This is a genomic window from Streptomyces sp. 135 (assembly GCF_020026305.1).
GTDB lineage: Bacteria > Actinomycetota > Actinomycetes > Streptomycetales > Streptomycetaceae > Streptomyces.
Genome location: NZ_CP075691.1, coordinates 8,719,758 through 8,746,421, shown reverse-complemented (window position 1 = coordinate 8,746,421; position 26,664 = coordinate 8,719,758). Strand labels below are relative to the sequence as shown.

At 70.3% G+C, this 26,664-nt stretch carries 20 protein-coding genes and 1 pseudogene; 10 read left to right on the top strand and 11 right to left on the bottom strand.

Features of this window, described 5'->3' with window-relative positions:
• Window positions 1-64 precede the first annotated feature (64 nt).
• The 4 genes from KKZ08_RS38085 to KKZ08_RS38070 are packed head-to-tail and all read right to left on the bottom strand — an operon-like array spanning window position 65 to window position 12,477.
• Window positions 65-1,813: a fatty acyl-AMP ligase gene (locus KKZ08_RS38085; protein WP_223778788.1), complete on the bottom strand. Its 1,749-nt coding sequence runs from the start codon at window positions 1,811-1,813 to the stop codon at window positions 65-67.
• Window positions 1,806-2,072 carry an acyl carrier protein gene (locus tag KKZ08_RS38080; RefSeq protein WP_223778787.1) on the bottom strand — a complete coding sequence of 89 codons (267 nt, stop codon included), beginning with the start codon at window positions 2,070-2,072 and terminating at the stop codon, window positions 1,806-1,808. Before KKZ08_RS38080 ends, KKZ08_RS38085 begins: the two co-directional genes overlap by 8 nt.
• The gene (locus KKZ08_RS38075; RefSeq protein ID WP_223778786.1) at window positions 2,069-4,993 is read right to left on the bottom strand and encodes an aldehyde dehydrogenase family protein; all 2,925 of its coding nucleotides are present in this window, start codon (window positions 4,991-4,993) and stop codon (window positions 2,069-2,071) included. Before KKZ08_RS38075 ends, KKZ08_RS38080 begins: the two co-directional genes overlap by 4 nt.
• 14 nt (window positions 4,994-5,007) lie before the next feature.
• Window positions 5,008-12,477: a type I polyketide synthase gene (locus tag KKZ08_RS38070; RefSeq protein ID WP_223778785.1), complete on the bottom strand. Its 7,470-nt coding sequence runs from the start codon at window positions 12,475-12,477 to the stop codon at window positions 5,008-5,010.
• A gap of 227 nt (window positions 12,478-12,704) precedes the next feature.
• On the opposite strand from KKZ08_RS38070, the gene KKZ08_RS38065 reads away from it, so the two are divergent.
• Together KKZ08_RS38065 and KKZ08_RS38060 are read left to right on the top strand one after the other, a co-directional pair.
• Window positions 12,705-13,148 carry a group II intron maturase-specific domain-containing protein gene (locus KKZ08_RS38065; RefSeq protein WP_223779356.1) on the top strand — a complete coding sequence of 148 codons (444 nt, stop codon included), beginning with the start codon at window positions 12,705-12,707 and terminating at the stop codon, window positions 13,146-13,148.
• 279 nt (window positions 13,149-13,427) lie between these two features.
• Window positions 13,428-14,465, top strand: coding sequence for a YncE family protein (locus KKZ08_RS38060; RefSeq protein ID WP_223778784.1), 1,038 nt, complete (start codon window positions 13,428-13,430; stop codon window positions 14,463-14,465).
• Window positions 14,466-14,955: 490 nt separating this feature from the next.
• Here KKZ08_RS38060 and KKZ08_RS38050 read toward each other — a convergent pair whose 3' ends face one another.
• The gene (locus KKZ08_RS38050; RefSeq protein WP_223778783.1) at window positions 14,956-15,477 is read right to left on the bottom strand and encodes a YfbM family protein; all 522 of its coding nucleotides are present in this window, start codon (window positions 15,475-15,477) and stop codon (window positions 14,956-14,958) included.
• Window positions 15,478-15,545: 68 nt separating this feature from the next.
• On the opposite strand from KKZ08_RS38050, the gene KKZ08_RS38045 reads away from it, so the two are divergent.
• Window positions 15,546-15,797 (top strand): winged helix-turn-helix domain-containing protein, encoded by a 252-nt coding sequence (locus KKZ08_RS38045; protein ID WP_223778782.1) that lies wholly within the window; start codon window positions 15,546-15,548, stop codon window positions 15,795-15,797.
• Complete coding sequence (locus KKZ08_RS38040; protein ID WP_223778781.1) at window positions 15,695-16,369, top strand: transposase; 675 nt, start codon at window positions 15,695-15,697, stop codon at window positions 16,367-16,369. Before KKZ08_RS38045 ends, KKZ08_RS38040 begins: the two co-directional genes overlap by 103 nt.
• Window positions 16,370-16,398: 29 nt before the next feature.
• On the opposite strand, the gene KKZ08_RS38035 is transcribed toward KKZ08_RS38040, so the two are convergent.
• Window positions 16,399-16,710, bottom strand: a complete 312-nt coding sequence (locus KKZ08_RS38035; RefSeq protein WP_223778780.1) for a hypothetical protein — start codon at window positions 16,708-16,710, stop codon at window positions 16,399-16,401.
• A 1,070-nt stretch (window positions 16,711-17,780) separates the two neighbouring features.
• Between KKZ08_RS38035 and KKZ08_RS38030 the strand changes: the two genes are divergently transcribed.
• Window positions 17,781-18,083, top strand: coding sequence for a hypothetical protein (locus tag KKZ08_RS38030; protein ID WP_223778779.1), 303 nt, complete (start codon window positions 17,781-17,783; stop codon window positions 18,081-18,083).
• A gap of 507 nt (window positions 18,084-18,590) precedes the next feature.
• Here KKZ08_RS38030 and KKZ08_RS38025 read toward each other — a convergent pair.
• Both KKZ08_RS38025 and KKZ08_RS38825 read right to left on the bottom strand, forming a co-directional pair.
• Window positions 18,591-18,956 (bottom strand): hypothetical protein, encoded by a 366-nt coding sequence (locus tag KKZ08_RS38025; RefSeq protein WP_223778778.1) that lies wholly within the window; start codon window positions 18,954-18,956, stop codon window positions 18,591-18,593.
• A gap of 336 nt (window positions 18,957-19,292) precedes the next feature.
• On the bottom strand, window positions 19,293-19,430 hold the full coding sequence (locus KKZ08_RS38825; RefSeq protein WP_263303419.1) for a DUF6000 family protein: 138 nt from the start codon (window positions 19,428-19,430) through the stop codon (window positions 19,293-19,295).
• Window positions 19,431-19,480: 50 nt separating this feature from the next.
• On the opposite strand from KKZ08_RS38825, the gene KKZ08_RS38015 reads away from it, so the two are divergent.
• Window positions 19,481-19,645: a hypothetical protein gene (locus KKZ08_RS38015; RefSeq protein WP_223778777.1), complete on the top strand. Its 165-nt coding sequence runs from the start codon at window positions 19,481-19,483 to the stop codon at window positions 19,643-19,645.
• Window positions 19,646-19,838: 193 nt separating this feature from the next.
• Complete coding sequence (locus tag KKZ08_RS38010; protein ID WP_223778776.1) at window positions 19,839-21,008, top strand: serine hydrolase domain-containing protein; 1,170 nt, start codon at window positions 19,839-19,841, stop codon at window positions 21,006-21,008.
• An 86-nt stretch (window positions 21,009-21,094) separates the two neighbouring features.
• Here the strand turns inward: KKZ08_RS38010 and KKZ08_RS38005 are convergent, their stop codons facing one another.
• Together KKZ08_RS38005 and KKZ08_RS38000 are read right to left on the bottom strand one after the other, a co-directional pair.
• Window positions 21,095-22,321: an FAD-dependent monooxygenase gene (locus tag KKZ08_RS38005; protein WP_223778775.1), complete on the bottom strand. Its 1,227-nt coding sequence runs from the start codon at window positions 22,319-22,321 to the stop codon at window positions 21,095-21,097.
• Window positions 22,322-22,747: 426 nt separating this feature from the next.
• The gene (locus KKZ08_RS38000; RefSeq protein WP_223779353.1) at window positions 22,748-23,584 is read right to left on the bottom strand and encodes an SAM-dependent methyltransferase; all 837 of its coding nucleotides are present in this window, start codon (window positions 23,582-23,584) and stop codon (window positions 22,748-22,750) included.
• A 391-nt stretch (window positions 23,585-23,975) separates the two neighbouring features.
• Here KKZ08_RS38000 and KKZ08_RS37995 point away from each other — a divergent pair, with 391 nt between their 5' ends.
• The 3 genes from KKZ08_RS37995 (at window position 23,976) to KKZ08_RS37985 (ending at window position 25,855) form a co-directional block, all read left to right on the top strand.
• The gene (locus tag KKZ08_RS37995; RefSeq protein ID WP_223778774.1) at window positions 23,976-24,275 is read left to right on the top strand and encodes a hypothetical protein; all 300 of its coding nucleotides are present in this window, start codon (window positions 23,976-23,978) and stop codon (window positions 24,273-24,275) included.
• Between the two features lie 198 nt (window positions 24,276-24,473).
• Window positions 24,474-24,863, top strand: a complete 390-nt coding sequence (locus tag KKZ08_RS37990) for a hypothetical protein (protein WP_223778773.1) — start codon at window positions 24,474-24,476, stop codon at window positions 24,861-24,863.
• A 209-nt stretch (window positions 24,864-25,072) separates the two neighbouring features.
• Window positions 25,073-25,855: a transposase gene (locus KKZ08_RS37985; RefSeq protein WP_223778772.1), complete on the top strand. Its 783-nt coding sequence runs from the start codon at window positions 25,073-25,075 to the stop codon at window positions 25,853-25,855.
• A 217-nt stretch (window positions 25,856-26,072) separates the two neighbouring features.
• Here the strand turns inward: KKZ08_RS37985 and KKZ08_RS37980 are convergent.
• Window positions 26,073-26,348 (bottom strand): annotated as a pseudogene (locus KKZ08_RS37980) (transposase); the annotation flags it as partial.
• Window positions 26,349-26,664 lie beyond the last annotated feature (316 nt).

Here is a 26,664-nt window from a genome sequence, read left to right as displayed (position 1 = left end):
GGGTTCGGCGACGGCCTTCGGTGGTCGCAGCGTCTGCTCAACGCGGGGGCACCCGGGTCCCCGTTCAGGCTGGGGCGGGTAGGTCGGAGTGCAGCGGAGTGAAGCCGTGGGAGCGCAGTTCGTCCCGTGCGCGGGCGCGCTGGACCTTCCCGCTGGTGGTCCGGGGAACGCTCATCGGCCCGACGATGACCACGTGAGCGGCCAGCCGCAGCTCCTGGGCCAGGCGCTTCCTGATGAGGTCGGCGAGGGTCGCGGGAGTCCGGCCGTTGAGGTGCAAGGGGCGTACCTCCTGGACCAGGACGACGCGATCAGCGCCGGAGGGTCCGGGCAGGGCGAAGGCGGCGCAGGGACCCGTAGCGGGGTCGGTAGTTTCGCTGACGCGTTCGATGTCCTGGGGGTGGACGTTGCGGCCGTTGACGATGATCAAGTCCTTGGCACGGCCGGTGACGTACAACTCTCCGTCCAGCAGGAAGCCGAGGTCGCCCGTGCGCAGGAAGGGACCCTCGCCGTCGGCCGTGGTGGCGCCGAAGTGTTCGGCGGTCGCCTGTGGGTCGCCGAGGTAACCGGCGGCGACGCTGTCGCCGCCCACCCAGATCTCGCCGATGCGGCCGTCCTCCAGGAGGCGCGCGGTGGTGGGTTCGACGATGCGGACGTCGGCGCCGGCGGGGCGGCCGCAGCCGACGAGGTCGGCACCGTCCGGGGCGGGCACGGCGCGGCCGGACTCCAGCGCGGTGCGGTCGAAGCGCCGCACGGTCGCACCGCTGCCGCAGCGAGTGCCGGTGACCATGAGGGTGGCCTCGGCCAGTCCGTAGCTGGGCGCCCAGATGTCCCGGCGGAAGCCGATGGGGGCGAAGCGGCGGGCGACCGCGTCCAGGACGTCGGGGCGTACCGGCTCGGCGCCGCTCAGCGCGAACCGCAGGCAGTCCAGGTTCAGGTCCGGGTCCAGGTCCGCGAGCCGGGTGTTCTTGAGGCACCTGAGCAGCCAGTCGTAGCCGAAGTTCGGGGCGAAGGTGTAGAGGGCCCGGTACTGGCTGATCATTTGGAGCCACAGCAGCGGGTGGGCGATGAAGGACACCGGGGAGGAGAAGACGAGGTTGCCGTAGTTGGCGAGGGGGCTGAGCAGCATACCGACCAGACCCATGTCGTGGTAGTGCGGGAGCCAGCCGACGCCGGGCTGCGATGGGTCGTGGCGTACCTCTTCCAAGACCTCTTCGGGGAGGATCTTCTCCCTGATCGACAGGAGGTTGTGCAGGAGGTTGCGGTGGGTGATGACGACACCGCGCGGCTCGCTGGTCGATCCGGAGGTGTACTGGATGTAGGCGGTCGCGGAGAGGTCCTGGGCGAGGGGGGACCAGGTGTCCGGGTCCGGCGGATCGAGTGTGTCGGTCGCGACGGACTCGGGTCGCGGTGCGGTGTCCAGGCCGGAGAGCCAGGAGCTGAGTGCGGGCCGGTGTGCGGTGTCGGTGAGGACATGGCTGATGCCGGCGTCGCGGATGATGTTCTCGGCGCGGTGGAGGGCGCGTCGGTCGGTGTCCGGCAGGGGGGCGGGGACGGCGATCCGCCCGGAGTACAGGCAGCCGAGGAAGACGGCGAGGAACTCCAGGCCCGCCGGATACATCAGCATGACCCGTTCTCCCGGCGGTATCCGGGTGGCCAGCCAGGCACCCACTGTGCGGGCGCGGGCGTCGAGCTGGGCGAAGCCGAGGCGTTCCACCTCGACGAGTTCGCCGCGGACGCTGTCCACCCGCGCGTACCAGCGGGTGTCGCCCAGGAGCCACACTTTCTCGCGCAGGAACCGGACGAGTTCACTCACCGCCGGCTCCGATCCGCGCGGCCAGGGTCTGTTCGACGTAGTCGGCCACGGCGCCGACCGTGTGCAGTTCCCACGCGGCCTCGTCGGGGATGCGCACTCCGAAACGTTCCTCGGCGAGGACGGTCATGCGCACCAGGACGAGCGAGTCGAGTGCCAGGTCGGCGATGAACGCGGTCTGTTCGTCGACGTGTTCGGGGTCGACGTCACCACACTCGGCGAGCAGTGCCTTCACCTCGGCCATAATCTCCGCCCGGTTCACCGTGAGGTTCCCTTCCGCGGCACGTCCGCGTCCCAGGCGACGGGCAGGACGCTGAGGCCGCGTTCGAACATGCTGGGCCGCCACCGTGGTGTGCCGTCCAGGCGCAGGCCGGGCAGCCGGCGCAGGACGGTGGTGACGGCTGTCTCGGCCGTCACCCGGCCGATGTGCGCGCCCAGGCAGTAGTGGGCGCCGTGGCCGAAGGCGAGATGGCCCGGTGTGGGGCGGTGCAGGTCGAGGCGGTCGGGGTCGGGGAACCGTGCGGGGTCCCGGTTGGCGGCGCCCAAGCACAGGAACAGGGACTCGTTCGCCGGGACGGTCACCTCGCCGAACTCGATGGGTTCCAGGGTGCCGCGCCAGCTGGTGAACGGCAGCGGGCTTTCGAAGCGCAGCAGTTCACCGATGCCCGTCGCGGTCAGGGCGGGGTCCTCTCGCAGCGCGGCGAGTTGGCCGGGGTGGGTGAGCAGGGCGTGCAGGCTGTTGCCGACGCTGTTGATGCTGGGGTCCTGGCCCGCCACGAGCATCATCATGACCTGGCCGTGCAGTTCGTCCTCGCTGAGCAGGCCGTCCTGGTCGCAGGCCGTCACCAGCAGGGAGATCAGATCATCGCCCGGCGAGCGGCGCTTCCCGGTGACGGTCTTGCGCACGAACGCGTCGATCTCGTGGGCGAGCGCGGCAACGTAGGGGACGTCGTTGTTCCACTCGGCCGTACGCCAGATCATCGCCCGCAGGTGGTCCATCTGGGGCGGAGCAGCGCCGAGGACGGAGAACAGGACGTTGCCGCCGAGCGGATAGGCGACCGCCGCCATGAGGTCGGCGTGGCCCCGGCAGGCGATCCGGTCGATCCGGGTGTCGACGAGGCGCTGTACCCGGGCGCGCCACTGCTCCTGCCGGGCGGGCGTGAAGAAGGGCCGCATGATCGCGCGCAGATCGGCGTGGCGCGGGTCGTCGCTGTCCAGCAGGTGGGTGAAGAGCCGCTCGCGCAGTTCGTCCGGCCAGTGCCGAAGCCACATCCGGCCCGCGGCGATGCGTGTGCTGTCGCAGGTCACCCGCGGGTCGGTGTGGGCTTGCCGGACATCGTGGTAGCGGGTCAGGAGCCAGCCCGGACCGTCCGGGCTCACGACCCGGCTCACCGGCCGGTGCTCGCGCAGCCAGTGCAGGGTGGGGTACGGGTCGTGCTGGAATGCCTCGGTGAACGGCGCCGGCAGACCGCCGGGCAGGTCCTCGGGCGGCCAGCCGGGCGGGTACGCGCGGGCAGCCTCAACCCGGGGCCTGGGTTGCGCCGGGATGTAGGGGGCGGTGGCCGGGGCGGGCGGCGGGGTCTTGGCCACGGACACGCCCTGGAGGCGACTGGTGCGCAGCATCGGGTAGTTGAGCTCGCCGTACCGGTCGCCGCTCAGCCCCGGGCCGCCGTGGTTGGACAGGTACGGCACGCCCGCGAGGTGGGAGTCGTTGACGCGCAGCTGGCCGCAGGAGCGGACGTCCCGGACGAACCGGTCGATGACCTCGGGGGCCTGCGCGAGAAGGGAGTTGCGCAAGCCGTAGGCGCCGGAAGAGACGAACGCGAGCATCTCGGTGAGGAGGTCGTCGTCGGCGGCCGGGTCGGGGACGGCCAGGGTCAGCACGGGGAAGAACGTCTCATGCCGCACCGATCGCAGTTCCCGTGCGTGGGCGAGTCCGTCGGCCCGGACGATCGCCGGCTCGGCGAAGACGCCGATGTCGCTCTCCCGCCCGTGGACGTCCAGGTGGCGTCCCCCGGTCAGCACGCGGGCGCCCGCCCGCCGGGCGTCGGCGAGTGTGGCGTCGTACCCGGCGGTGTTGGGCGAGGCGGCCAGCACCACGTTTGGGTCGTCGGGAAAGCCCGGTCGCAGCCGCCGGACCCGGTCGGTCAGCAGGTCGGCGAGCGGGCCGGCGACATCGGGGTGGACGAGGGCGATGTTGGGGGCGCAGCAGATCTGGCCGCTGCCGTGGAAGGACTCCATCAGCGTCTCGACAGCCTGGTCCAGCGGCGCGTCGCGCCACACCATGACCATGTCGTTGCCGCCGAGTTCCAGGACCGGCTTCTTGCCCGCCGCCAGGCAGGCCTTCTCCAGCTGCTCGCCGCGGACGGAGTCGCCGAAGTAGAGCACGTCGTCCACCAGCGCGCTGGCCAACCAGGTGTCCAGCGCCTGGGCGGGCTCGGTGCACAGCGCTGAAAGGACGCCGGGCGGGGCACCGGCCTCGGTGAGCGCCGGCAAGGCCACCCGCTCAAGCAGGTACATCGCGGCGATCGGTGCCTGCCGGGAGAGCCGCACCACCAGCGCGTTGCCCGCCAGTACACACTGGAAGGCCGCGCCGACACTCAGCGCCGGAGTGTTCTGCGGCGGCTGCACGCACACCACACCGTCCGGTACCCGGCGCATCATCACCGTCCGGCCGTCGACGCCGTAGCGGGTCTCCAGCTGCCGCAGACACCACTCGGTGGTCTGTGGACCGAAGAACGTGAGGAGGTTGTCGACCTCCATGCGGGCCATCCGGACCGGGTGCCCTTCCTCGACGAGGAGGCCGGTCAACATGTCGGCGTGGTCGTGCAGCCGGGCGCGGAACGCTTCGGCCACCTCGGCGCGCCGGGCGAGCGGGCTGCCACCCCATTCCGTGGCCGCGCGGCGGGCGGCGCGCAATGCCGCGTCCATGTGGTCGGGACCGGCGAGGGCGCAGCGGCCAAGGACCGTGCTGGGGTGGGCGTCGGGGGTCATGCGCCCGGCGTTCAGCGCGTTGCGGTAGCAGGTGGCGCCGATGGGATCGTCGAGCAGGGCACTCGCCCGGATGGAGTGGACCCACTCGGTGGCGTCGGGGACGGTGACACCACCGACGAGTGGACCGAAACTGAGCAGGCCCTGCGCGGACTCCGCCGCGAGGCCGTCCGGTTCCTGACAGGTCACCATGAGGTTGCGCTCTTTCAGCCGTTGGCGGGGTCGGTGGTGCGGGCGCCGAGGCGCAGCAGCACGTGACGGGAGATGTCGGTGAGGGTGATGCCGCCCTGGAGCAGTTCCAGGGGCGGAATCTCGACGTCGAGTTGCTGCTTCAAGGTGGTCAGCAGCTCGGCGGCCATCAGGGAGTCGACCCCGTAGTCCTGGAGCGGCAGCCGCGCGTCGAGGCGGGCGGCGTCGGTCTGGAGAATGCGGGCCAGCAGCTCGGCGAGCGTGCCGTTGACCTTCTCCAGCGCCTCGTCGGGAGAGAGCCCGGCCAGCGAGGTCAGGAGATCCTGGCGGGTGTGGCCGCGCACATCTCCGGCGGCGGGGAGCAGCGCCGCGAAACGGGGCGCGCTCACGCAGGGCATGAAGGTGCGTGCCCGTGCCCAGTCGAACCGGCCGATGCCGGCGACGACGGTGTCGGCCGCCGTCAGCGTCTCCAGGGCGTCCAGCGCCTCGCGCGAGCCGAGTGGAGCGACGCCCAGCGCCTCCATGGCCGGGCCCAGGCGCTCGCGTGCGACATGGCCGCGGTCCCCGATCGCTCCCCACGCGACGGCGAGCGCGGGCTTGTCGCGGTGCCGGTGCCGGGCCAGCGCCTCGGTGAACAGGTTCCCGCCGACGTAGGCGGACTGCGTGATGTTGCCGATGCTGGTGGTGAAGGAGGAGTACAGCCACCACAGCCCCAGGTCCCGGTGGCGTGTCAGGGCGTCGAGGACCGCCGCCCCGGCCACCTTGGGTGCCAGCACCGCGCGGGCGCGGTCGTCGGTCAGTTCGGTGAGCGGAGCGTCGTCGAGCGCCATGGCCGCGTGCACGACCCCGGCGAGCCGGTACCCGGTGGCGTCGACATCGTCGATCACCTCGGCCAGCGCGGCGGCATCGGTGACGTCGGCGGCGTACGGCGTGGCCGTCGCACCCCGCGCCGTCAGGTCGGACAGCAGCTCCGCCGCTTCGGGGCCGTCGGCACCGCGGCGGGAGACGAGGGCCAGGTGGCGGGCCCCGTGCTCGACGAGCCACTGCGCGGTGGCAGCGCCGAACCCGCTCAGCCCGCCGGTGACCAGGTAACTGCCGTCGGAATCGAGGCGGAGCGGTTCGGGCCGCCTGCGGACGGGTACCGGGCCGTCCTGCGGGTCGAGGCCGACCACGACCTTGCCGATGTGCCGGGAATGCTGCAACAGCTCGAACGCCTCCTTGACCCGCGCAGCCGGGTACACCGTGTACGGCAGCGGCCGGTAACGCCCGTCCGCCACGCGCCCGGCCACCTCGGCCAGCAGACGCCGACCGGCCCCGGAAGCGGCCTCGCCGGACAGCAGGGTGGTGACGTTGACGCCGAAGAAGGCGATGTTGCGGCTGAAGGGACGCATGAGGAGCGGTTTGTTGGCGTAGATGTCGCGCTTGCCGAGTTCGATGAACCGGCCGCCCGCGCGGAGCGTCTCCAGGCCCCGGTCGATGGCTTGCCCGGCCAGCGAGTTGACCACCACGTCGACCCCGCGCCCGCCGGTGATGTGCCGGGCCTGGCCCGCGAAGTCGAGGCTGCGGGAGTCCAGGACGTGTGCGACGCCCAGTGCGCGCAGCAGATCGCGCTTGGCCGGGCTGCCCGCGGTGGCGATGACGGTGGCGCCCACCTGGTGGGCGTACTGGACGGCGGCCAGACCCACCCCGCCTGCGGCGCCGTGCACCAGTACGGTCTCCCCGGCCGCCAGGTGCGCCAGGTCACGCAGGGCGTAGTGGACGGTGAGGAAGGCCACCGGCAGGGTCGCGGCCTCCGCGAACTCCAGACCGTCGGGGAGGCGCACCACCAAGGACGAGGGGGCGACCGTGTGCGAGGCCAGACAGCCCGGGGCCGCTGCGCACACCCGGTCCCCGACGGCCAGGCCGTCCACGCCGTCGCCCACGGCCGCGACGATTCCCGCGCATTCCAGGCCGGGCCCGACCTCGCTGAAGGTGCTCTCGGCTTCCTCCGGCGGGAGCAGCCCGGTGGCCAGCATGATGTCGCGGTAGTTGAGCGCTGCGGCACGCACCGCGATCACCACCTCGCCCGGCCCGGGGGTGGGGGGCGCGGTCCGCGTCCAGAGGGGCTCGTACGACAGACCGGGCGCACGGATCTCCAGCGCGAAAGGGTGCTCGCCGCTCGCCTCGACGTGCTCATCGAACGGAGCCGTGCGTTCCCGGGGCAGGAAGCGACCGCCGGCGGTGAGCACGATCTCGTCCTCACGCCCCCGCGTGTTCCCGTCGTCCTCGGTGTGCGCGAGGGGCGCAAGCAGTTCATGGGCCAGCCGGTGCGCGTCGGCGGCCGGGTCGCCGAGGCGTTCCAGCGACACCCGGGTCACCCGCAGCTCGGGATGTTCGTTGGCCAGGGTGCGGGCCACGCCCCAGGCGACGGCGTCCTGCGGCTGCTCGGCGCGCTCGGGCGCGGGCAGCGCGCCGCTGGGCCGCGTCACCAGCCACAGGGCGGCTCCGGTGCCGTCGCGCAGGCCCCGGCAGGCCGAGGCCAGGGCGCGCAGCACGGCCGTACGGCGCACCGCCTGATCGAGCACCGCCTGCGGGTCGGCTGGGGCCTCGCCCAGCACGAGCACCACGGCCGGACTGCCGTCACCGGCAAGAGATCCGGTCCACATCGCTGGATCGACGGACGCCGCCAGCACCGGCACGGGCTCCGTTCCGCCGCCGGACAGCAGGGCCGCCAGGCGCTCGGCCAGCGGCGTCTCGGCCGCACTCTCGGTGGTGACGATCCAGCGGGTGCCGTCGTCCGGACCGGCCGGCGCGGGCTGGGCGCTCTCGTACGAGGGGGACGAGGCCATCAGCACCGAAGCGGTCTCCTCGGCCAGACCGGTGATGCCGTCGAGGCAGACGATGTCGACGAGGCCGCAGGAGCGCAGCGCCTGCGACCACTGGCCGGGGCCCAGCAGGGGGGAGTCGGGCCGTCCTTCGCCGTCCTGCGCCCAGAAGCTGTCGAGCATCCCGAAGAACGGCAGCAGATAGTCGACGTCGTGCGTCTCGGCGGCCAGCAGCCGGCCGCCGGGTGCCAGCAGCGCGCGTACCCGGCGCAGCGCCGCCCGCGGATCGGCGGTGGTGTGCAGCACGTTGGCCGCGATGACCACGTCGTACGTGCCGGCGGTGAAACCCTGCTCGGCCGGGTCGTGGTTCAGGTCGAGGGTCCGGTAGTCGACGAAGGAGTGGGCGCCGAACCGGTGACGGGCGCGGGCGAAGAAGCCCGCGGACACGTCGGTGAAGTGGTAGACGGTGCGTTCCGGTGGCAGCAGCGGCAGCAGTGCGGCGGTGGCACCGCCCGTGCCCGCGCCGACCTCCAGGATCCGCAGGGGCCGGTCCTCGGGCCACTCCCGTGCGATCTGCGCAGCCAGCGCGGCCAGGACCCTGTTATGGCACCGGCAGCTCGGCGCCACGTCGTAGAACTGCTCCAGAGCCTCGCGTGAGCCCTGGCCCGTCATCAGGTGCAGTGCGTCCTCCGCGCCGCGCAGCACCTCCGCAAGGTGCGTCAACTGCCGTACCGCCAGCTGCACTTCCGCGGAGGTGGCCGGGAAGTCGAACGGCAGCTGCGCCAGGAGCGGTCCGGGGGCCGGGACCCCGGCCAGCCGCCACCGCCCGTCCTCGCCCCGCGCGGCCAGACCGTGCCGGGACATCAGCGCCAGCAGGGCCCGCGCCAGCCGGTCGTGCCGCGCGAGCATGCCCCGGCGGACCAGATCATCGGCGGTGAACCCGCCGCCGGCCTCGCCGAGCAGATCCGCGAACGCGGCGGCGGCCACATGGGCGGTCGCCCGCTTCAGCCGGTCGCCGAACTCCGCGAAGCGCATTGCGCGCGCGTCGGCCCGTGCCGCGTCGACGGCGGGCGTGACGGCCGCGGCCAGGTCCTGGTTGCCCGGCAGCGGTGAGGGCGCGCAGGGCAGGTGGGGCAGCGGGGCGGCGCGCAGCACCGTCTCGTACCGCTGCGTCGACCGCTCGGTCGGCGTCGGCACGCGCCGCATGCGTACGCCGTCGAGCTCGGCCGTGACGCTGCCGTCCGGGTCTGTGACGGTCACGTCGAAGCAGAGTTCGGCGGTGCCGCGTGTGCGGTCACGGACGTGCAGCATGCCGGTCGGGGACGGGCTGCGCCAGACGCGTACGCCCCCGATGGAGGCCGGAAGCCACGCCTGCCCGCCACCCGTCCGGGCGATGACGAGCGGCACGCACGCCTGGAGCGCGCCGTCCAGCAGCGCCGGGTGCACCACGTACCGCGCGGTGTCGGCGGTGTCCGTGGTGTGCCGGTAGGCGGCCAGCGCTTCCCCGTCCCCGGCGTGCAGCCGCACCAGTTGCCGGAAAGCGGGCCCGTAGTCCAGTCCGGCGGCGGCCAGTTCGGGATACAGGGCGTCTGCGTCACCGCGGCGGGCGCAGCGGGCCCGCACCTCGGCCAGGTCGATCCGCCCGGGCGGCCGGCCGATCAGCTCACGTACCCGGCACCGGGCGTGCGGGCGGGGCTGTGTGCCGTCGTCCTCGATGCCGTCGGCGGCCTCGGTGCTGGTGATGGACACCATGCCGTCCTCAGGGGAGAACGCCAGTTGTACGCGTACGTCACCGGCCCGATCCCACGGGACGACCAGCGGGCGGCTGACCTCGAGCCAGGACAGCTCCACCGGGCCGTCCAGCACCCGTCGCCCGGCGGACAGGGCCATCTCGGCGAAACCGGCCGCGGGGAACACCACGGAGCCGGCCACCTTGTGGTCGGCCAGCCAGGGCACCAGTGTCGGTTCGACGGGCCCCTGCCAGGAGGGCTCCGCCGTCGGCAGCCGCTCACCCAGCAGCGGGTGGTCCAGCCGTCCGTTCCCGCTGCTGATGATCCAGTGCTGCGGGGTGCCGCTCCAGTACCGCTTCCGCTGCCAGGGGTAGGCGGGAAGCTCCGCCACCCGGGCGGGGCGGGGGAACCAACGCGCCCAGTCGAGATCCGCCCCGGCGGCGACCAGGGCCTCGGCCGACCTGCGCAGCGCGGCGGGCCCTGCGGCATCCCGGCACAGCGTCGGGAGGACGGCCACCTGCTCGCGTCCGGTGGTGATCCGGCGCAGGTACGTACGCAGGACCGGGTGCGGGCCGACCTCCAGCAGCACGTCGGCGCCGGTGTCCAGGGCGTGGCCGACGGCGTCGGCGAACCGGACCGGTTCGCGCACGTTGCGCCACCAGTAGTCGGCGTCCAGACCGGTCGTGGGCACCGACCCGCCGGTCACGGTGGAGACCAGCTGCTCAGAGCTTCCCCGCGGGGCCAGCCCGGCGAGGCCGGCGGCCAGAGGCTTGCGAACCGCTTCCATGGCTGGGCTGTGGAAGGCGTAGTCGAGGTCCATGAGCCGGAAGAACACGTCCCGGGCCGCCAAGTCCTCCCCCAGCGACTTCAGCCGCGCCTGTGGCCCGGCGACCGTCACGTCCCTGGCGCTGTTCACCGCCGCCACGACCAGGCCGGGGTACGCCTCCAGCACCCTCTCGGCCTCGGACGCCGCCAGCCCCACCGCCGCCATCCGGCCGCGGCCGGCCGTGGCCGCCTGGGCCCGGCCACGCTCGGCGATCACCCGCGCCGCTTCGGCAAGCGTCAACGCGCCGACGGCGTACGCGGCGGCCACCTCGCCGACGCTGTGCCCGAGGGCGAGTTCCCACCGCACGCCCCGCTCGCGCAGCACCGCGGTGATCCCGGCCTGCACCGTGAACAGCAGCGGCTGCGCCACCTCCGTGGACGCCAGCCCCCACTCGTCCACAGGCCGGCGCATCTGGTCGGCGACCGACCAGCCGAGCCGGGGTGCCAGCCCGGTGTCGACCGCCTCCACCTCGGCACGGAAGACCGCGTCCGCGTCCAGAAGGTCGGCCCCCATGCCCGCCCACTGCGAACCATTGCCCGCGAAGACCAGGCAGACCTGGCCGCGCCGCACAGCCTCACCCGTCGCTCCCTCACCTGGCAGGAGCCGCGCCGCCTCGTGCGGCGTCGAAGCGAGGGCCACCCGACGGTGTCGATGCCTGGCCCGACGCACACTCGTCGTGGCCGCGATGTCGTAGAACTCCCGCGCCGTGGCGCCCGTCAGCCGTGCGGCCAGCCGCCGCGCCGCCGCCTCGGCCGCCTGCGGGGTGCGACCCGAAGCGATCACCGGCAGCTCGCGCTCCGCTTTGATGTCTGTGCGGGGAGCGGTGCTCGGCGGCCTGCCGATGACCACATGGGCATTCGCGCCGCCGAACCCGAAGGAGTTGACACCCACGAAACACCGGCCTGCACGCGACACCAGGGGGCGCGCCCTCCCGACCGGCTCCAGTCCCAGCCCGGCGAAGTCGATGTGCGGGTTGAGCGGGTCCAAGTGGAGTGAGGCCGGGATCGTGCCGTGGCGCAGCACTACCAGGGCTTTGAACAGCCCCGCCATGCCCGAGGCGGGTTCCAGATGACCGACGTTGGACTTCACCGACCCGATGGGCAGGGGCCCCGCCGTCCGCGCGGCGCCCAGCACCTGGCCCAGCGCCAGGCACTCGGCCGGGTCACCTGCCTGCGTACCCGTGCCGTGCGCCTCCACGTACGCCACCTCATCGGGGGCGATGCCCGCCCGCTCGTACACCTGTCGCAGCAAGTCCTCCTGCGCCTGCGCGCTGGGCAGCGCCAGTCCAGGGGTGCGCCCGTCGCAGTTGCTGCCGGCCGCGGCGATCACGCCGTGGATCCGGTCCCCGGCGGCCACAGCGTCGGCCAGCGGCTTCAGTACGACCACACCCGCGCCCTCGGCCCTGACGAACCCGTCGGCATCCGCCGAGAACGCCGCGCAGCGGCCCCGCTTGGACAGCATGGACGCCTGGCTGAACCCGACGAAGCCGCTCGGGTTCAGCAGGACGTTGACGCCACCCGCCAGTGCCACGCGGCTGCCGCCCGAGGCCAGTTCCCGGCAGGCACGCTCCACGGCGACCAGCGACGAGGAGCAGGCCGTGTCGATCGCCATGCTCGGCCCGCGCAGGTCGAAGAAGTGCGAGAGCCTGTTCGCCGCGATCGCGTGCGCGCCACCGGCCATGGAATAGGCGTTCATCTGTCGGCTGGTCATCTGCAGGCCGCCGTAGGAGAAGTCCGAGACACCGATGAACACGCAGGTGTCGGAGCCCGACAGCGTGCCGGGGTCGATGCCCGCGTCGTCCAGCGCCTCGACGGTCGTCTCCAGCAACAGGCGGTGCTGCGGGTCCATCTGGGCCGCTTCGCGCGGAGAGATCCCGAAGTAGGCCGCGTCGAACCCGGCGATGTCGGGGAGGAACCCGCCCCGGGCGGTGTACGACTTGCCGGGCCGCGCCATCGCCGTATCGACGAACCGCCCGGCCTCGAACCGGTCCTCCGGCACCGTCCCGACCAAGTCCCGCCCGGCTTCCAGCGCTTCCCACAATCCGGCCAGATCCGTGATCCCGCCGGGCAGCCGACACCCCAGGCCCACGATGGCGAACGCGTCCGTCTTCGGCCAAGCCACCGTCATACCGAAACTCCAGTCCGTCACTTAAAGAGTTGGGTCGAGCACGATGCGTAACGATGGCAATGGAGGTGAAAGGAGTCAAATGGACAGAAGCGACTCAGGTGAGTTCACGTGCCACCCTGATCCGCGGCCACGGCTCTTGCGCAGCCGTCCACCTCCGGCGTCCACTTCGGCGTCCACTTCGGCGTCAAGAGAAAACGCCGGAGTGAGCGCCGCGACGAGGCCTTGACATCGCCGCCCCCGCCGACTTCGTCTCCTCAACGACCTGCAACGGCCTTCGACACACATGGCGCTCCCGGGGCTGGACTGCGTACTACCGCCCCTGGAGCTCGAAGAGGGCCTTCAAGGAAGTCGATCGGATCGTGTCCGGCCAGCTCTGGCAGTGGGCGAGCAGACAGCATCGGCGGAAGGGAAGGCAGTGGATCGCGGCCCGGTACTGGGACAAGCGGATTCCCGGGAGCGACAATCGCTGGATCTTCGGTGAGGGTTCGGCCTACGTCAAACCCGCCGCGATGACCAGGATCGTCCGTCACGTGCCGGTCCTTGGAACCTATTCCAAGGACGATCCGGCGCTGGCGGGCTACTGGACCGAGCGCGCGGCCAGGCGGACCAAGCTGGGGCTGGAGAACAAGTTCATCCAGACCCTCGCGGTCTGTCAGCGCGACCCGTCATGAAGGCGATCGGCACCCCGGCCCGCTTCGAGATCCTCTTTATGGCGCGAGTGACGGAGACGGAGGCCGGGCGAGGGGCCGACGGTCGGCGGCGAGCGGGGGATGAGAGATGCTGCTGTCATATGACACACGCAAGTACGTGAATTGGGCAGTATGCCGCAGGCATATTCATGCGAAGGGTCGAATTACTGCCCGGGCCGTGCAGGGGACACGGACCAGGCGTTTGACCGTGTGCGACCGTGTGCGTCCGTCCCGGACTCACACAACCACGGAGGTAGATCCATGCTGAGATCCTTCGCAGGCAACCGCCGCTTCCGCGTCCGTCTGGCGCTGGGGTTCGTGCTCGCCGCCATGGCGTGCACCTCCGCCGCGGCGCCCAGCGTGCCGCCCCCCGTACCGAAACCGGCGGCGAAGAGTGCCTCCGGCAAGGGCTTCCCGATGCGCATCGTCGCGTACGTGGCCAACAGTGGAGCGGGTACCGTCTCCACCTTCGACGTCCGCCTGGAGCGACCCATCGGAACCACGACGGTGGGCAGCGGACCGACCGGCGTCGGCGCGGCCCCCGACGGCTCCCATGTGTACGTGGCGAACGGCCTGTCCGACTCCGTCACCTTCATCGAGACCGCCAGTCGCAAGCCCGTGGCGACCGTGCCGGTCGGTTCCTATCCGTTCTCGGCCACTCCGAGCCGCGACGGGCGGTGGGTACTCGTAGCGAACTGGGGCAGCGGAAACGTCTCCGTCATCGACACGGCCAGCCGGAAGGCCATCGCGACACCTTCGGTCGGCGACCTTCCGCACAGCATCGCCACCCTGCCCGACGGGACCGCCTACGTCACCAACAGCGGCAGCAACAACGTCACCGTCCTGTCCAAGGGCCACGAGCCCGTGGCCCAGATTCCCGTGGGGGACTTCCCCAGCGGCATCGCGGCCACGGTGAAGGGCGACAGGGTCTACGTCGCCAACACGGGTTCCGGCAGCATTTCCGTCATCGACCCCACCACCCGCACGGTGACAGCCACCTGGCAGGTCGGCAAGGCCCCGCTCGGCCTCGCCGTCAGCCCCGACGGACTGCGGTTGTACGCCGCGGATTCAGGGGACGACGCGCTCCTCGTCATCGACACCGCGAGCGGCGGCGTCCTGTCCCGGGTGCCCGTGGGCAAGACACCGCAGGGCGTGGCGGTCAGTCCGGGCGGCAGGCGGGTCTGGGTCACCAACGAGGACTCCGACACCGTCTCGGTCGTCGACCCGGAGCTGGCGACGGTAAGGACGACGCTGCGCACCGGTCACCAGCCCGAGGGCATCGCCATCACCCCCAGGTGAACCGGCCGGGCACGGCGGACCGTCGCCGCGCCCGGCATCCCACTATTGATCCTTTCGTAAGTTCGGTGGGCGTGTGGCTGGCGGGGTGACTCATCAACCTTCCTCTTCGGTTGCCGGCTCTTCCCTTCCTCCTTTGCCGCGGCCTCAGTTGGCGGAGGCGCGTCGTGTTCGGGCAGTCGAGTTGTTCGAGGGCGGCGTCTCGAATGCGGAGATCGCGAGGGCGGTGGGGGTGTGTGCCGAGAGTGTGCGGCGTTGGCGGCGGGTGTGGGAGCAATGCGGTGCTTCGGCTCTGCGGCGACGGGCAGCCACCGGACACCCGCCCAAGCTGGGCGACACCCAGGTCGAGCTGGTCCGGGCCGCGTTGGAGCAAGGCGCCCAGGCTCATGGTTTCGAGGCCGACCTGTGGACCCTGGAACGAGTCGGCGCGGTCGTGTGGACGATCACGTAATTCCCCAGGTGCTGGTGGTGGGGACGCCTGGTGGGTCGCGAGTCAGTCCCACCAGATCACGACGTGCAGGTGTCGCTTGGCGGCGTCGAGGTAGAAGTCGCGCAAGGCGTTGAAGTGCACCAGCAGGTACGCCCTCAAACCTCCGGCGATGGAGCCCACCTGGTCGATCAAGGATGCGGCGTCACGCTCGTCGGTCGGCAGGGCGGCGAGAAGGATGGGCATGTCGATCTGGCCAAGCAGCTCGGAGACGCACTCCACTTGAGAGACGTCCAGGCTGGTGGGGGCGCCCCCGAAGGGGGCTATGACGTGCGGGTGAGTGTCGAGGAAACCGAGGTCCAGAGCCGTGTCGCCGTCGGTGGCCCGGCGCAAAGCATCGAGATGGGACCCTTTGAGTCCGGCCACCTCGCCGACACGTTTCAGCAGAGCCGGTGCCCAGTCCAGGTCCAGCACGTCGTACGCCGGTGGATCCCAGTGGGGATCGCCGTCCGGTGACGCGGCGGCGGACTGACGGCAGGCGGCGAGGTACCCCTCGGGGATGCGGGCGAGCTGCTGAGTAACGGCCATGACGGCAGTATCCCTGCCGCATCTACCCGATTTCTGCTCAGGCTTGGGGGCCCACGGTCGGCGTCCCCATGGGGACTCGTGACCGCCGAGGTGGGGAATTATGTGACGCTCAGATCCCGAAGCCTGGGGAAATACGTGCCCCACAGGTCGTCACCCGGGCGACGGGGGTGGTGTTGTCGAGGGCGTCGGTGTGGCGGATGCTGACCGGCCGGCTCGGATGGAGCCTGCAACGGCCCGAGCGGCGGGCGGTCGAGCGGGACGAGTCGGAGATCGCCCGCTGGATCGCGCACGAGTGGCCGCGTATCAAGAAGGGGCCGTGAACACATGTGCCTGGATCGTCTTCCTCGACGAATCAGGCGTCTCCCTGCTCCCTCAGATCTGCCTCTCCTACTCGCCCCGAGGGCAAACTCCGCTCCTGCGGCACCGACTGAACTGGAAGCGCGCGTCGATGGCCGGGGCCTTGGGCTACCACTCCACCGACCCTGATCGCGGGGCCCGCCTGTGCTTCCACCTCAAGCCCGGCGGCTACGACACCGCCGGACTCATCGAGGTCCTGGAGCAGATGAAGGTGTTCTACCGCGGCGAGAGGGTGGTCCTGGTCTGGGACGGAGTGTCCGCCCACTGGAGTCGGCCGATGCGGGCCTGGGTCGCCGGACAGGACTGGCTCACCCTGGAACGATTAACCGCCTACGCACCCGAGCTCAACCCGGTGGAACTGCTGTGGTCCTCACTCAAGAAGCGTGAACTCGCCAACCTCGCCAGCGACCAGATCGCCCAGGGAAAGCACCACACCCAGGCCTTGCTCTGCCTCGCCAGACGACGAGCCGACGTCCTGTTCGCCATGCTCCGCGACGGAACCTTCTACGAGTCCCGGCCTACCGCAGTGGCATGAGATCGCTCACGAGTCGCACTGCATGGACGTCAGAGGGGCGACTCGCAGTCGAAATCGAAAGTCTCTACGGCCGCGTCAGCGGGGAAGTCTGGATGGTCGTGCCAGATTCCAGCCAAGGCCACCAGCAGGTTCCACGAGGCGGTTGCATGCAGCTCTGTCTCCCCTGAGTGCTCGGCTGGAGAGTTTCGGTGGAAGATCACCGCCGCGATCTGCTGGTTCGCGGCCAGGCGCAGGGCTGCGGCCGTACGGCGGGCTTCGCCTTGAAGCGGAGCGGTTTCGGGGATGCGTGCCCATACGAAGCTGGCCAGCCGTGCGACCTGGTCCTCAGTGATCCGTTCCACTCATACCCCCTGCGGCTAGCAACCCTATTCACCTGCGACGGCGTCAACTATCGCACCGCGCTGACACCGCCATGGGCGACGGGAGGCCCAAACAGCTTGACCAAAGACATAGGGGCACCCACAGGGGCGGTCGCCGTGCCTGAGGGAGGGCGTTCCAGCCGGTGCGCTCCACCGCCTGCCACCGTTCGTCGGTGAACGCCGCTTTGCACTTGGTGCACCGTGGACGACGGGGGTAGCGCAGGAAGTCGCGGTACTCCTTCGCCCAGTCGGGGTGCGGCTCCTGGCCGTTGGTCTCCTGGGTGGCGGCGACAGCCTGGTGCTTGCAGCCGTCGCACAGCTGCGGTGGGTGTCGACGGGGACTCCCCAGTCCGTCTTCTCGGCGGCCTCCCAGCGTTCGTCGGTGAACCGCGTCCCACAGTGGGCGCAGGCGGTCACCGCACACCTGCCCGCGAACACGGAGCTGGACGCCTGGAGCCCGGGGGCGAGGTCATCTCGCTGTGGCCGGCGACCGCCGATACCGGTGCTCAGCCGACGAAGCTGGCTCCCCTACCCTCCGCCCCGCGCAGCCGGCCGAGTAACAGCCGCGAGCATCGGCGGAACCTTCCCTTCGAGACGGAGCAATGTCGTGGCCCGCGAGATAACCGTCCCGCTGCTTCCGTGCAGATCCATCGACGAGATCGTCGAGTTCGACCATGCTCGGCTTCACCTGGCCCTACTACCAGGTCCGCCCGAACCCGTGCGTGGGCGTGCATCGAGAAGACCTCCAGCTGCAGTTCTTCGGCATGCCGGACTTCAAGCGACTCCTATGGCAGTTGTGTGGTCATCGTGCCCGACCCACAGCAGCTCTTCGAGGCGTTCGCCGCGGGCATGCGCGCGGTCCACGGCAAGCTCCTGGTCTCCGGGATCCCGCGGATGACCCGCCCGCGGAAACGCAAGAACGCCGACAACCAGTCCGGGTTCACGGTCATCGACCCCGGCGGGAGCTGGACCCGGATCTTCCTGTCCCCGGTACTGGCGGCACCGGTGCGCCCGCGGTCGGCAAGCTGGCCAGGGCGCTGGAGAACGCCGTCGTGCTCGGCGACTCCAAGGGCGACAATCAGCAGGCGGCGAAGGCCCTGGACGCCACACTGGCCCGGGAGCAGGATTGCGCACCGGCCGCCGAACTGGTCGAGGCGTTGGCCTACCGCGCCGAACTCGCCATCCGCGACGACGACACCACCGCCGCGGTCGATGCCCTCACCCGCGCCCGCGCCGTCGCCCTCACCGAAGCCGAACGCAGCGAACTCCCCGCGCACTTGGCCGGCCTCGACGGCCCAGAGGCCGTCGTCGAACTCACGGGGGGGGCAGGTCGAACAGGGCTCCTGGCCGGGTGATCTTCCCGCTGTACGCGCATGAAGGCAGGGCCTCTTGCCTAGAAGCCGGTTTGACGGCTCCTGGCCAGCCCTGGCGTCTTTATAGCAGCGCGGCGGTGCCTCTCCGGTTGTCTGGAGAGGCACCGTTCCGTTTCGCTGGGTGCACGAGCCGGGCAGGCGAGATGCAGGCGGAGGTGCCGGAACCCACGGCAAACCCGGACGGGGGTGAGCCGACCAGGCTCGGCCGGCTTCTCCGGGGCCGCCGCAGGTCGGCGGCGACTGTCTGTCTCGGAAGCGCGCCCCGAACAGTCGCCCCTCCAGCTCTTCGCCCTCAAACGGAGCCACAGGGTGGCGATTTTGCGCACGCCAAAGAGCCGCACCAGTTGGCGCGGGGTCATCCGAATGTCGACCGGACGGTGCCAAAAATACGCTCCGGAACTGGCAGCGATACGGGATTCTTTGATTCCGCCCGGTGCTGGCACGGCTCTGCCCGTTCCGCGCTGACCGGCTCTTCGTCCCCGGACTTGCTCATGCTCCGGGGAGTGCGGGCAGTCCCGCTGCACGTGTGGCGTCTCTCGACCGGATGACGAGTCCGGTCGGGCGGGACTTCTTCTCTCCCTCAGGCAGACACGTCGCCCCCTCTGAGCCACCCGGGGCGGATACCGCACACTGCGCCTCGGGGCTCGGAAAGGTGCCCTTGATCTCCAGCCAGAACGCCGTCTCGGTGTCCGGCCGGACGAGGAAGTCGGGCAGGTACGGCGTGCCGTCGACGAGGTCTCCCTGGGACCCGTAGTCCCAGGGGACGTCCAGGCGCTCCACGACTGCCCGGCGTGCCTCGGGGTGGGAGCGGAAGCGGTGGCTCTTGTATCGGGTCTCGATCGGCTGAATCGTCATGGCGCCCCGGCCTGCCCTCGACCTCCGTGGGCTCGGTACTCGCCGAAATCCCGCAGCTCTTCACGGACCTGCTTCGGTCTGCTTCGGTCTGCTTCGAGCAGAGGGATTCCGTGGCCGAGGAGGATGAGCTGGTAGGCATCGGTCTTCTCGGTGCCCCACGTCTCGCCGATCAGGTAGAGGTCGTCTCCGCTGAGGATCCACTGTCGGGGTCGCGGGGGAAAAGACCATCCCCGCGCCCGCGAGGATGGTCCCGCGACGAAACCCCGGTACGCAGCGCAGTGCTCGTGCTCCCCGAAGGCGAGGTCGGGCGGCGCAGGGCCCGCTCGAGACAGGCGGTCAACCCGGTCGGCGTCCCCCCGGTGTGCCGAAGACGGCCAGAGGCACGCAGTACGCCAAGCCCGCGCAGCACACCTCACTCGCCGGCAGAAGCTCCCCGAGGTGCTCGCGGAACCCGGTCCGGCGGGAAACGGCGATGAGCCAGGCGGCGGTCCTGGACTCCCGCCATCCAGGAGAAGGACGAGCTGGTGGGTGGCGATGTACGCGACGTCCTCGGCGAGATGCCGCGCGAATTGGTCGTACTCGCGCCCTTCCAGGCGCAGCAGACTGCCGCCGAGCTTCACGTAGCGGCGGACCAGGGCGAGCAGTTCAGCGTCGTAGGCATGGTGCACCAGACGATCCTGCCTGGCTGAGCGCCATGGAGGGCCACCGGTCCGGCTGATCGTCGCGATCTTTCGCCGGATCCCCTCAACCTCTTGGGCGTGGTCTGTGGTCTTGCTACACAAGCGGCCCTCGCGCAACGCGGTCAGTGATCCTCCCCCCGGCTGCCAGGGACCCGCGACGAGTACGGCTTGATGCGATGCTGACGACTGCGAGGAGCACGGAATGGCGTTGAGCAAGAACACGAGGGTCGGCGTGGTGGGCATCGCGGCGGCGGCGATGGCGGCCGCGGCTTTCGTGACGCCCGCCCAGGCAGCGACGGACACACCTCCCGCGGGGTCCGGTCACCGGGCGACGCAGCGTGCCATGGACGCGGCCGTACGGGCAGGCATCCCCGGCATCACGGCTCAGGCGCGTGACGCCCGTGGCGTCTGGAAGTCTGCGTCCGGCGTGGGCGACCTGAAGTCGGGTGCGCCGCGCGGCAAGGACGACAAGTTCCGCGTCGGCAGCATTACCAAGACGTTCGTGGCGACCGTCCTGCTCCAGATGGAGGCGGAGAGGAAACTCAGCCTCGACGACAAGGTGGATGACCACCTGCCGGGCCTGATACGGGGCAACGGCAACGACGGCCGCGCCATCACCGTCCGGCAGCTCCTCAACCACACCAGCGGTCTGTTCGACTACCTGGCCGATGAAAAGTACGGCAAGACGTACCTGAAGGAGGGCTACCTCAAACACCGTTACGACACTCTGTCGCCCGGGAAGCACGTGAAGGTGGCGCTCTCCCACAAGCCGCTTTTCGAACCCGGCGCCAGGCAGGCGTACTCCAACACCAACTACGTCCTGGCCGGGCTGATCATCGAGAAGGCCGGCGGAAGGACGTACGAGGACGAAGTCCGCGACCGCATCATCAAGCCGCTGGGGCTGAAGGACACGTCCAACCCCGGCAACAGCATCCACCTGCCCCGCCCCAGCAGCCGCGGCTACTCCAAGCTGTTCGAGGCGAAGCCCGAACGGATCGACGACATCACCGAGATGAACGGGTCGCAGGGCTGGGCCGACGGCGACATCATCTCCACCGCGGGTGACCTGAACCGCTTCTACCGTGCCCTGCTGGGGGGCAAGCTCCTGCCGCCGAAGCAGCTCAAGGCGATGAAGACCACCGCTGTCACGCCTGAACCAAGCGACATCTCCTATGGACTGGGCCTCACCCGCATCGAGACGAGCTGCGGCACGACGCTCTGGGGCCACGGCGGAGGCATGGTCGGCTGGCTCTCCATGGCCGTGACCACCGAGGACGGACGGCACCAGCTCGCCTTCAACTACAACGGGGACTGGGACGCGACGTCCATGCAGCGGATCACCGAGGCCGAATACTGCGGCGCGCCCCGCTGAGGGAGCCGCCCCGCCGACGCTCTCTCGCCGTAGATCCGCCGGCCGCCTCGTCCCAGGGCCGAGAGACATTCCAGGGACGGGGCGGCCTACGCCCACGGCGCGGCGACATCCGCGTTCTTCGCCCTCATGTCCTTGCTGTCGAGCAGCTTCCTGCAGATGGTCTTGCCGAGGCCGGGCGCGCGCATCAGGCGACTCACACCGGCGCGCATGATCAGCTCCTTGCGGTCCAGCGGGGTGAACATCCGGCGTCCGGTCACCAGCGCACTGTCCTGCTGGGCGCGAACGAACGGCCTCATCCGCTCCTCCCAGGCCCGCAACGCGCCGGACACATCGCCGCGGTGACGTTGGAGCATGGTTCCCAGCAGCTCACCGCCGGCGATTCCGGCGGAGACGCCCATGCCCGAATACAGGGTCATGCACCAGGCCGCGTCGCCGATCAGGACGACCCTTCCGCGGCACCAGCTGGGCATGCGTACCTGCTGCACCGAGTCGAACAGAGAGTCAGGGGCCCGCTCGTAGCGTGCCAGCAGGCCCTCCAGCAGTGGGCCCGTCGGCTCGGGGCCGAACGCGGCACGGATGGACTCGGCCGACGGGCGGCCGAACTCGGCGTCCACGTCATGGGTGCGGTACGAGAACAGAAGGCTCGGTGCCCGGTCGGCGAAAGGGAAAACCCACGCCGAACGCCCCGGTTCGGCCAGGATCAGCCCCTCGGACAGGCCGAAGCCGTCGACCGGCCCGTCCAGGAGTGTGACGCCGATCATGTAGTTCAGCGGATACAGGTAGCGCTTCGGCTCAAACGCCAGCCCGCGCACCGTGGAGCGCATGCCGTCGGCGCCCACGACCAGGTCGAAGCGCTCCTCGAGGGTGGTGTCGGCCTCGGTGTCGCGCAGGCGGACGTACGCGCCGGACTCGTCCTGGACGATGCGGGTGGGCACGGTGGAGAAGCGGATCTCCACATCGTCCGGTAACGCCGCGAACAATCCCCGCTCCACGTCACCTCGCAGCAGCGGCCGGGGCCCTCCGGCCAGCGACCCCAGGTTCACTCTGGGACGACGGTTGCCGCTCCGGTCGACGTCGTACAGAGCGATCTGCGGCCCGCCGCGGTCACCGATCCCCTCCAGTACGCCCAGCCGCCGCGCCGAGGCGATGCCGGAGCCGAACAGGACGATGTAGTACCCGCCCGAACGCCGGGCGGGAGCCCGTTCGACCGCGACCGGCTCCCAACCGGCCTGACGCAATCGCAGAGCGGTGGCCATGCCCGAGATCCCGAGACCGACCACCAGTGCCCGGCCTGCCTTTGCTGAAGGTGACATGGCAGTTCCCGTTTCCTTTCGTGGTTCATGAGCTTGCTGCGCTGTGTGTGCTGTACGAACCGGCCCTCTGCCGCAGGGGGACGCGGTCTCATGCAGTACGACGACACAGCCACGGGAAATGTCAGGCGACACCCACGTCACGCTCGGAGCGGCTGTCCCCTCGGCCGGCCGCTCGACCTCGTCCTCGGGCCGAGGACGACACGCCATGCCGCCTTGCGGAGGTCATGGGCGATCCGGCGGCTGCGCATGACGGCCGTCACGCGTCAAGTACGAACGCCCCCGCCCGGTCACACACCGGAGAGGCGAGCCGATGCCGGCTTCGCTCTCCGCTCCGGCCGCCGGGCTGGTCATCGCTGGAACGCGTACAACAGCAGGGCAGGGTCGGGCCCGGCCTGCAATCACACCCCGCGGACAGCGCTCATCCGGTCAGGGCTTCACAGCAATCGCGCCGAACTGAGGCAGTACGACGGAAGATTCCGACGCTGCGCGCCACAGTGAGCACGACACGAGACCCGGGGCGAGGAGATCCAGACCGTCGAAGAACGCGCTGATCTCCGCACGACTCCTGGCGGTGATCGGCGGCGTGGCGTTTTCGTTCCAGAACTTCATGGCCTCGACGTTGCCCTCACCGCCGAGGTCGCTGTCGGTGGTCGGGTGCGTGACGGCGAGATAGCTGCCGGAGGGCACCGATGCCATGATCCGGCGCACGATGTCCGACGCCTCGCCGGTGTCGAGGACGAAGTTGAGGATTCCCAGCATCATGACCGCGACAGGCCGATCGAGGTCGAGAGTCGCTGCGGCGCCCTCCATGACGCTGTCCGGACGGCGCACGTCGGCGTCGATGTAATCGGTGGCTCCCTGCGGGGTGCCGACCAGCAGGCTGCGGGCGTGGACGAGCACGATGGGATCGTTGTCGACATAGACGATCCGGGAGTCGGGCGCGATGCGCTGCGCGATCTCGTGGGTGTTGTCCAGGGTCGGCAGCCCGGTGCCGATGTCCAGGAACTGCCGCACTCCGCACTCCGCGGCCAGGAAGCCGACCGCGCGGCGGAGGAAGCCGCGGTCCGCGCGCGCCACGTCCCGGATCACCGGGAACACCCCGGCGACCTGGTCACCGACCCGCTGGTCGACCTCGTAGTGGTCTTTTCCGCCGATCCAGTAGTTCCACACCCGGGCGTTGTGCGCGACACCGGTATTCAGCCTGCCCAACACGTCCGACGGGTGCTGGCTCCCACTCACGTCTTTCCCTCCCCGCGCGCACATGGGATGTCGGGATGCCCTGGGTGCGCAACCACCGTGGCGACTATGGACCGTGCCGCCATTGTCGTGGTCCTGGCTCACCGTGTCCCGGAGTTCGGGAGTTCCGCAGAGAGCCGGGTGTCCCGGGGCGACCGCCGCGGGACGCCCGCGTGGCCGCGCCCCTTACCCCGGCGTCGTCCGCCGGGACCGGGAGGGAGCCCCGCGCCGCGCACTCCTTGTCCAGGGCTCCGGTGTCTTCAGCGCGCGCCTTCAGCACGCGGTGCAGGTGGGGTCGAGGAGGACGGGCGCAGCCGTGCTGTTGAGGATGTCTGCGACTGTTTCCGGCGCGGCCTCGGAGCCGGAACCCAAGCCGAGCTGACGGCTCCCGCTGCGCGAAACCCTCGGACTCAGACCAATGGCGGGCGGCGACTTCGACGGGTCGACCAACTCCGACTTCGACCTCTTCGTAAGCTGGTCGGACGGTGAGCTGACCATCTACGAGGATGTCGGTGCGCGCGGCCTGGGCAAGGAGAACCAGCTGAAGGGCCCGAACGGCACGTGGAAGCATGCCCGTGTCATCGCTCCCGGCGAATTCGGCGGCAACCTCTGGGAGGACGACGTCTTCGTGCGCTGGTCCGACGGCGAGGTGTCCGTCTACGGCAACACTCAGGCCGACGCACTGGGGCGCGAATACCAGCTCGTTCCACCCGGATAGGATCGTTTCATGCGGATACGTCACGCACTTCCTCTGTTCGTAGCCGCTCTGGCCGTCCTGATGTCCGGCTGCACGGACGGACGGAGCGAGGACGGAGGCAGTGGGAACAGGCCGTCGGAAAGCGCCGGTGCTTCGTCGCGCCCGTCGAAGCCGTCCGCGCCTTCCGGGAGTACTCGGCCCTGGGAGCCGGACGACGCGTTGCAGCGTGCGGAGCGCGCGCTGGACGCCGCTGCCGACGACGGCCCAGAACCGGAGGTCATCGACTCCGGCACCGCATACGTCGGTTCAGGGCTGGACAAGTCCTTCACGGCGAGCGGTGAGAAGCCGTACCGGCTCGACATCACCTGCGACACCGACAAGGTCGAGGAGCTCACCCTGACCCTGTCCCGGGGGAAGGAGGAGCAGGCCTACGCGGTGGGCTGCGGGGACCGCGAGGCGGACCAGTTCAACCTGCCGGCGGACAAGCCCTTCAAAGCTCGCGTCGACCCCGACACGCACGGCACGGGACTTATCGCATGGCGTCTGCACACCGTCGCTCCCGGTGATGTGGACGGGTGCGACGACGATATCGACGGGTGCGAGGACTAACGAGCTGGTGCACGGTTGGCGGTAAGACGTCGGGCCTGGATAGTTGATCATGGTCGGGTGGTGCGGAACTCGACGCGTGCGGTGATCATCAGCAATCGGCGGATCACGGGGCTGACTGCCGGAGTGATTGCTGAACTCGTAGACGAGATCGGCCCGTTGTGGCATGAGGTCACCAGGCGAGGCTTGTCTCCCGGCCGCGGAAGCGGGCCGTGGGCGCCGGCGCGAAGTACCGGCTGGTGTTCGTCGACCGGCTTCTGGCCACGCTGGTCCACCTTCGTCACGGGGTCACCCACGACGTGCTGGCCTGCTGGTTCGGAGTGGACCGCTCCACCATCACCCGGGCCATCGGTGAGGTGCGACCCCTGCTCGCCGAGCGAGGGTGCACCGTCAGCCCCGACGTGCGGCTGCGATCTCTGGCCGAGGTCGTCGACCATCTCGGCGCGAGCGGGACGACCGGCATCGTTGACGGCACCGAGATCCGGGTCCGCCGACCAGCCGCTGGACGCAAGGACCGGGACACGTTCATTTCCGGTAAGAACAAGCAGAACGCCGTCAAGTCCATGGTGGTCACAGACGGCGAAGGCCGCGTCCTGTGGTGCAGCCCGGTCCGTCCGGCAAGCTGTGCGGACATCACCCACGCCCGCCAGTTAGGGCTGGTCAAGCTCCTGGCCGACCGGCCTGCGGTCGAGATCCTCGCCGATGCCGGATACCAAGGACTGGGAGCCCAGACCGGTGGCCGGGTGGTGACACCACCGCACCGCAAGTTCAAGAAGAACGCCCCTGAGTGGTACGAGGAGATGCACGAGCGACAGCGCAAGGCGCATTCCTCACGCCGTATCCGTGTCGAGCACGGCATCGCCCATCTGAAGAACTGGCGAGCCCTGGCCCGCCACCTCGGCCGCCGCGAGCACATGAGCGACACCATCCAAGCCATCGCCGGCCTGCTGTCCCACCAGCAGACCGTGGACCTGAGCTCGACACGGGAGATGTGAACACAGGCCACACCGAACCCAGCGACGTCTCACCGCCAACCGTGCACCAGCTCGTAAAGGCTGTTGCACAACGACCGAATGATTTTTCGTGACCGTTTCACGGTGTCACCCAGACCGGCGAAAACAGGAGCAAAATCGGGCAGTTGACCTTGCGATTGGTGGCCGGATCCGAACGTGATCGCCGTTGTGCAACACCCTTTAGGTTTTGTCTCTTTGGTCAGCGTCGGGCCCAGATGAGGATGCCCGCGAGGTGGAGTGCGGCCTGGTAGGCGATCGCGAGCTTGTCGGTTCGTGTGGCCAGGCCGCGCCATTGCTTGAGACGGTTGATGCACCGCTCGACGGTGTTGCGCTGCTTGTACGCCTCGCGGTCGAAGCCGGGCGGACGGCCACCGAATCGGCCTCGCCGCAGGCGGTGGCTGACTTGGTCGGACGGCTGCGGGATGACCGCACGGATACCCCGGCGCCGCAGGTGGCTGCGGATGGCGCGTGAGGAAATGCGTCGGCGCCCCCTGGCGTGCCCTACAGCCTCGCCCTGGCCCGCGCCCTCGACGACGCGGCGAAGGCCCGGCACCTCTCGCACCGCGCCGCGTCCGTGCGGGCCTCAACCCCACGGCCGTCGGCCGGATCGTGCGCGGCGAGCTTTACCCGGACTTGGCGACCCTGGCCCGCCTCGAAGTGGCTCTGCGTACAAACCTCCTTGAGCGCGGCCTGTTCCGTAGGGTCCCCGCGGAGCCTGAGGGGCCTTAACTATCCGAGGCCCCCGAGTAGGCCGCTGAGTAGACCATTCGGCCCAAGAATCCCCAGGAGCC

What these genes read in the sequence shown, in the direction of transcription:
- KKZ08_RS38075 (WP_223778786.1), bottom strand. Translation starts at nt 4,993, where the DNA reads ATGGTGACCTGTCAGGAACCGGACGGCCTCGCGGCGGAGTCCGCGCAG.
- KKZ08_RS38070 (WP_223778785.1), bottom strand. Translation starts at nt 12,477, where the DNA reads ATGACGGTGGCTTGGCCGAAGACGGACGCGTTCGCCATCGTGGGCCTG.
- KKZ08_RS38060 (WP_223778784.1), top strand. Translation starts at nt 13,428, where the DNA reads ATGCTGAGATCCTTCGCAGGCAACCGCCGCTTCCGCGTCCGTCTGGCG.
- KKZ08_RS38050 (WP_223778783.1), bottom strand. Translation starts at nt 15,477, where the DNA reads ATGGCCGTTACTCAGCAGCTCGCCCGCATCCCCGAGGGGTACCTCGCC.
- KKZ08_RS38045 (WP_223778782.1), top strand. Translation starts at nt 15,546, where the DNA reads ATGGGGACTCGTGACCGCCGAGGTGGGGAATTATGTGACGCTCAGATC.
- KKZ08_RS38040 (WP_223778781.1), top strand. Translation starts at nt 15,695, where the DNA reads ATGGAGCCTGCAACGGCCCGAGCGGCGGGCGGTCGAGCGGGACGAGTC.
- KKZ08_RS38025 (WP_223778778.1), bottom strand. Translation starts at nt 18,956, where the DNA reads ATGACGATTCAGCCGATCGAGACCCGATACAAGAGCCACCGCTTCCGC.
- KKZ08_RS38010 (WP_223778776.1), top strand. Translation starts at nt 19,839, where the DNA reads ATGGCGTTGAGCAAGAACACGAGGGTCGGCGTGGTGGGCATCGCGGCG.
- KKZ08_RS38005 (WP_223778775.1), bottom strand. Translation starts at nt 22,321, where the DNA reads ATGTCACCTTCAGCAAAGGCAGGCCGGGCACTGGTGGTCGGTCTCGGG.
- KKZ08_RS38000 (WP_223779353.1), bottom strand. Translation starts at nt 23,584, where the DNA reads ATGTGCGCGCGGGGAGGGAAAGACGTGAGTGGGAGCCAGCACCCGTCG.
- KKZ08_RS37995 (WP_223778774.1), top strand. Translation starts at nt 23,976, where the DNA reads ATGGCGGGCGGCGACTTCGACGGGTCGACCAACTCCGACTTCGACCTC.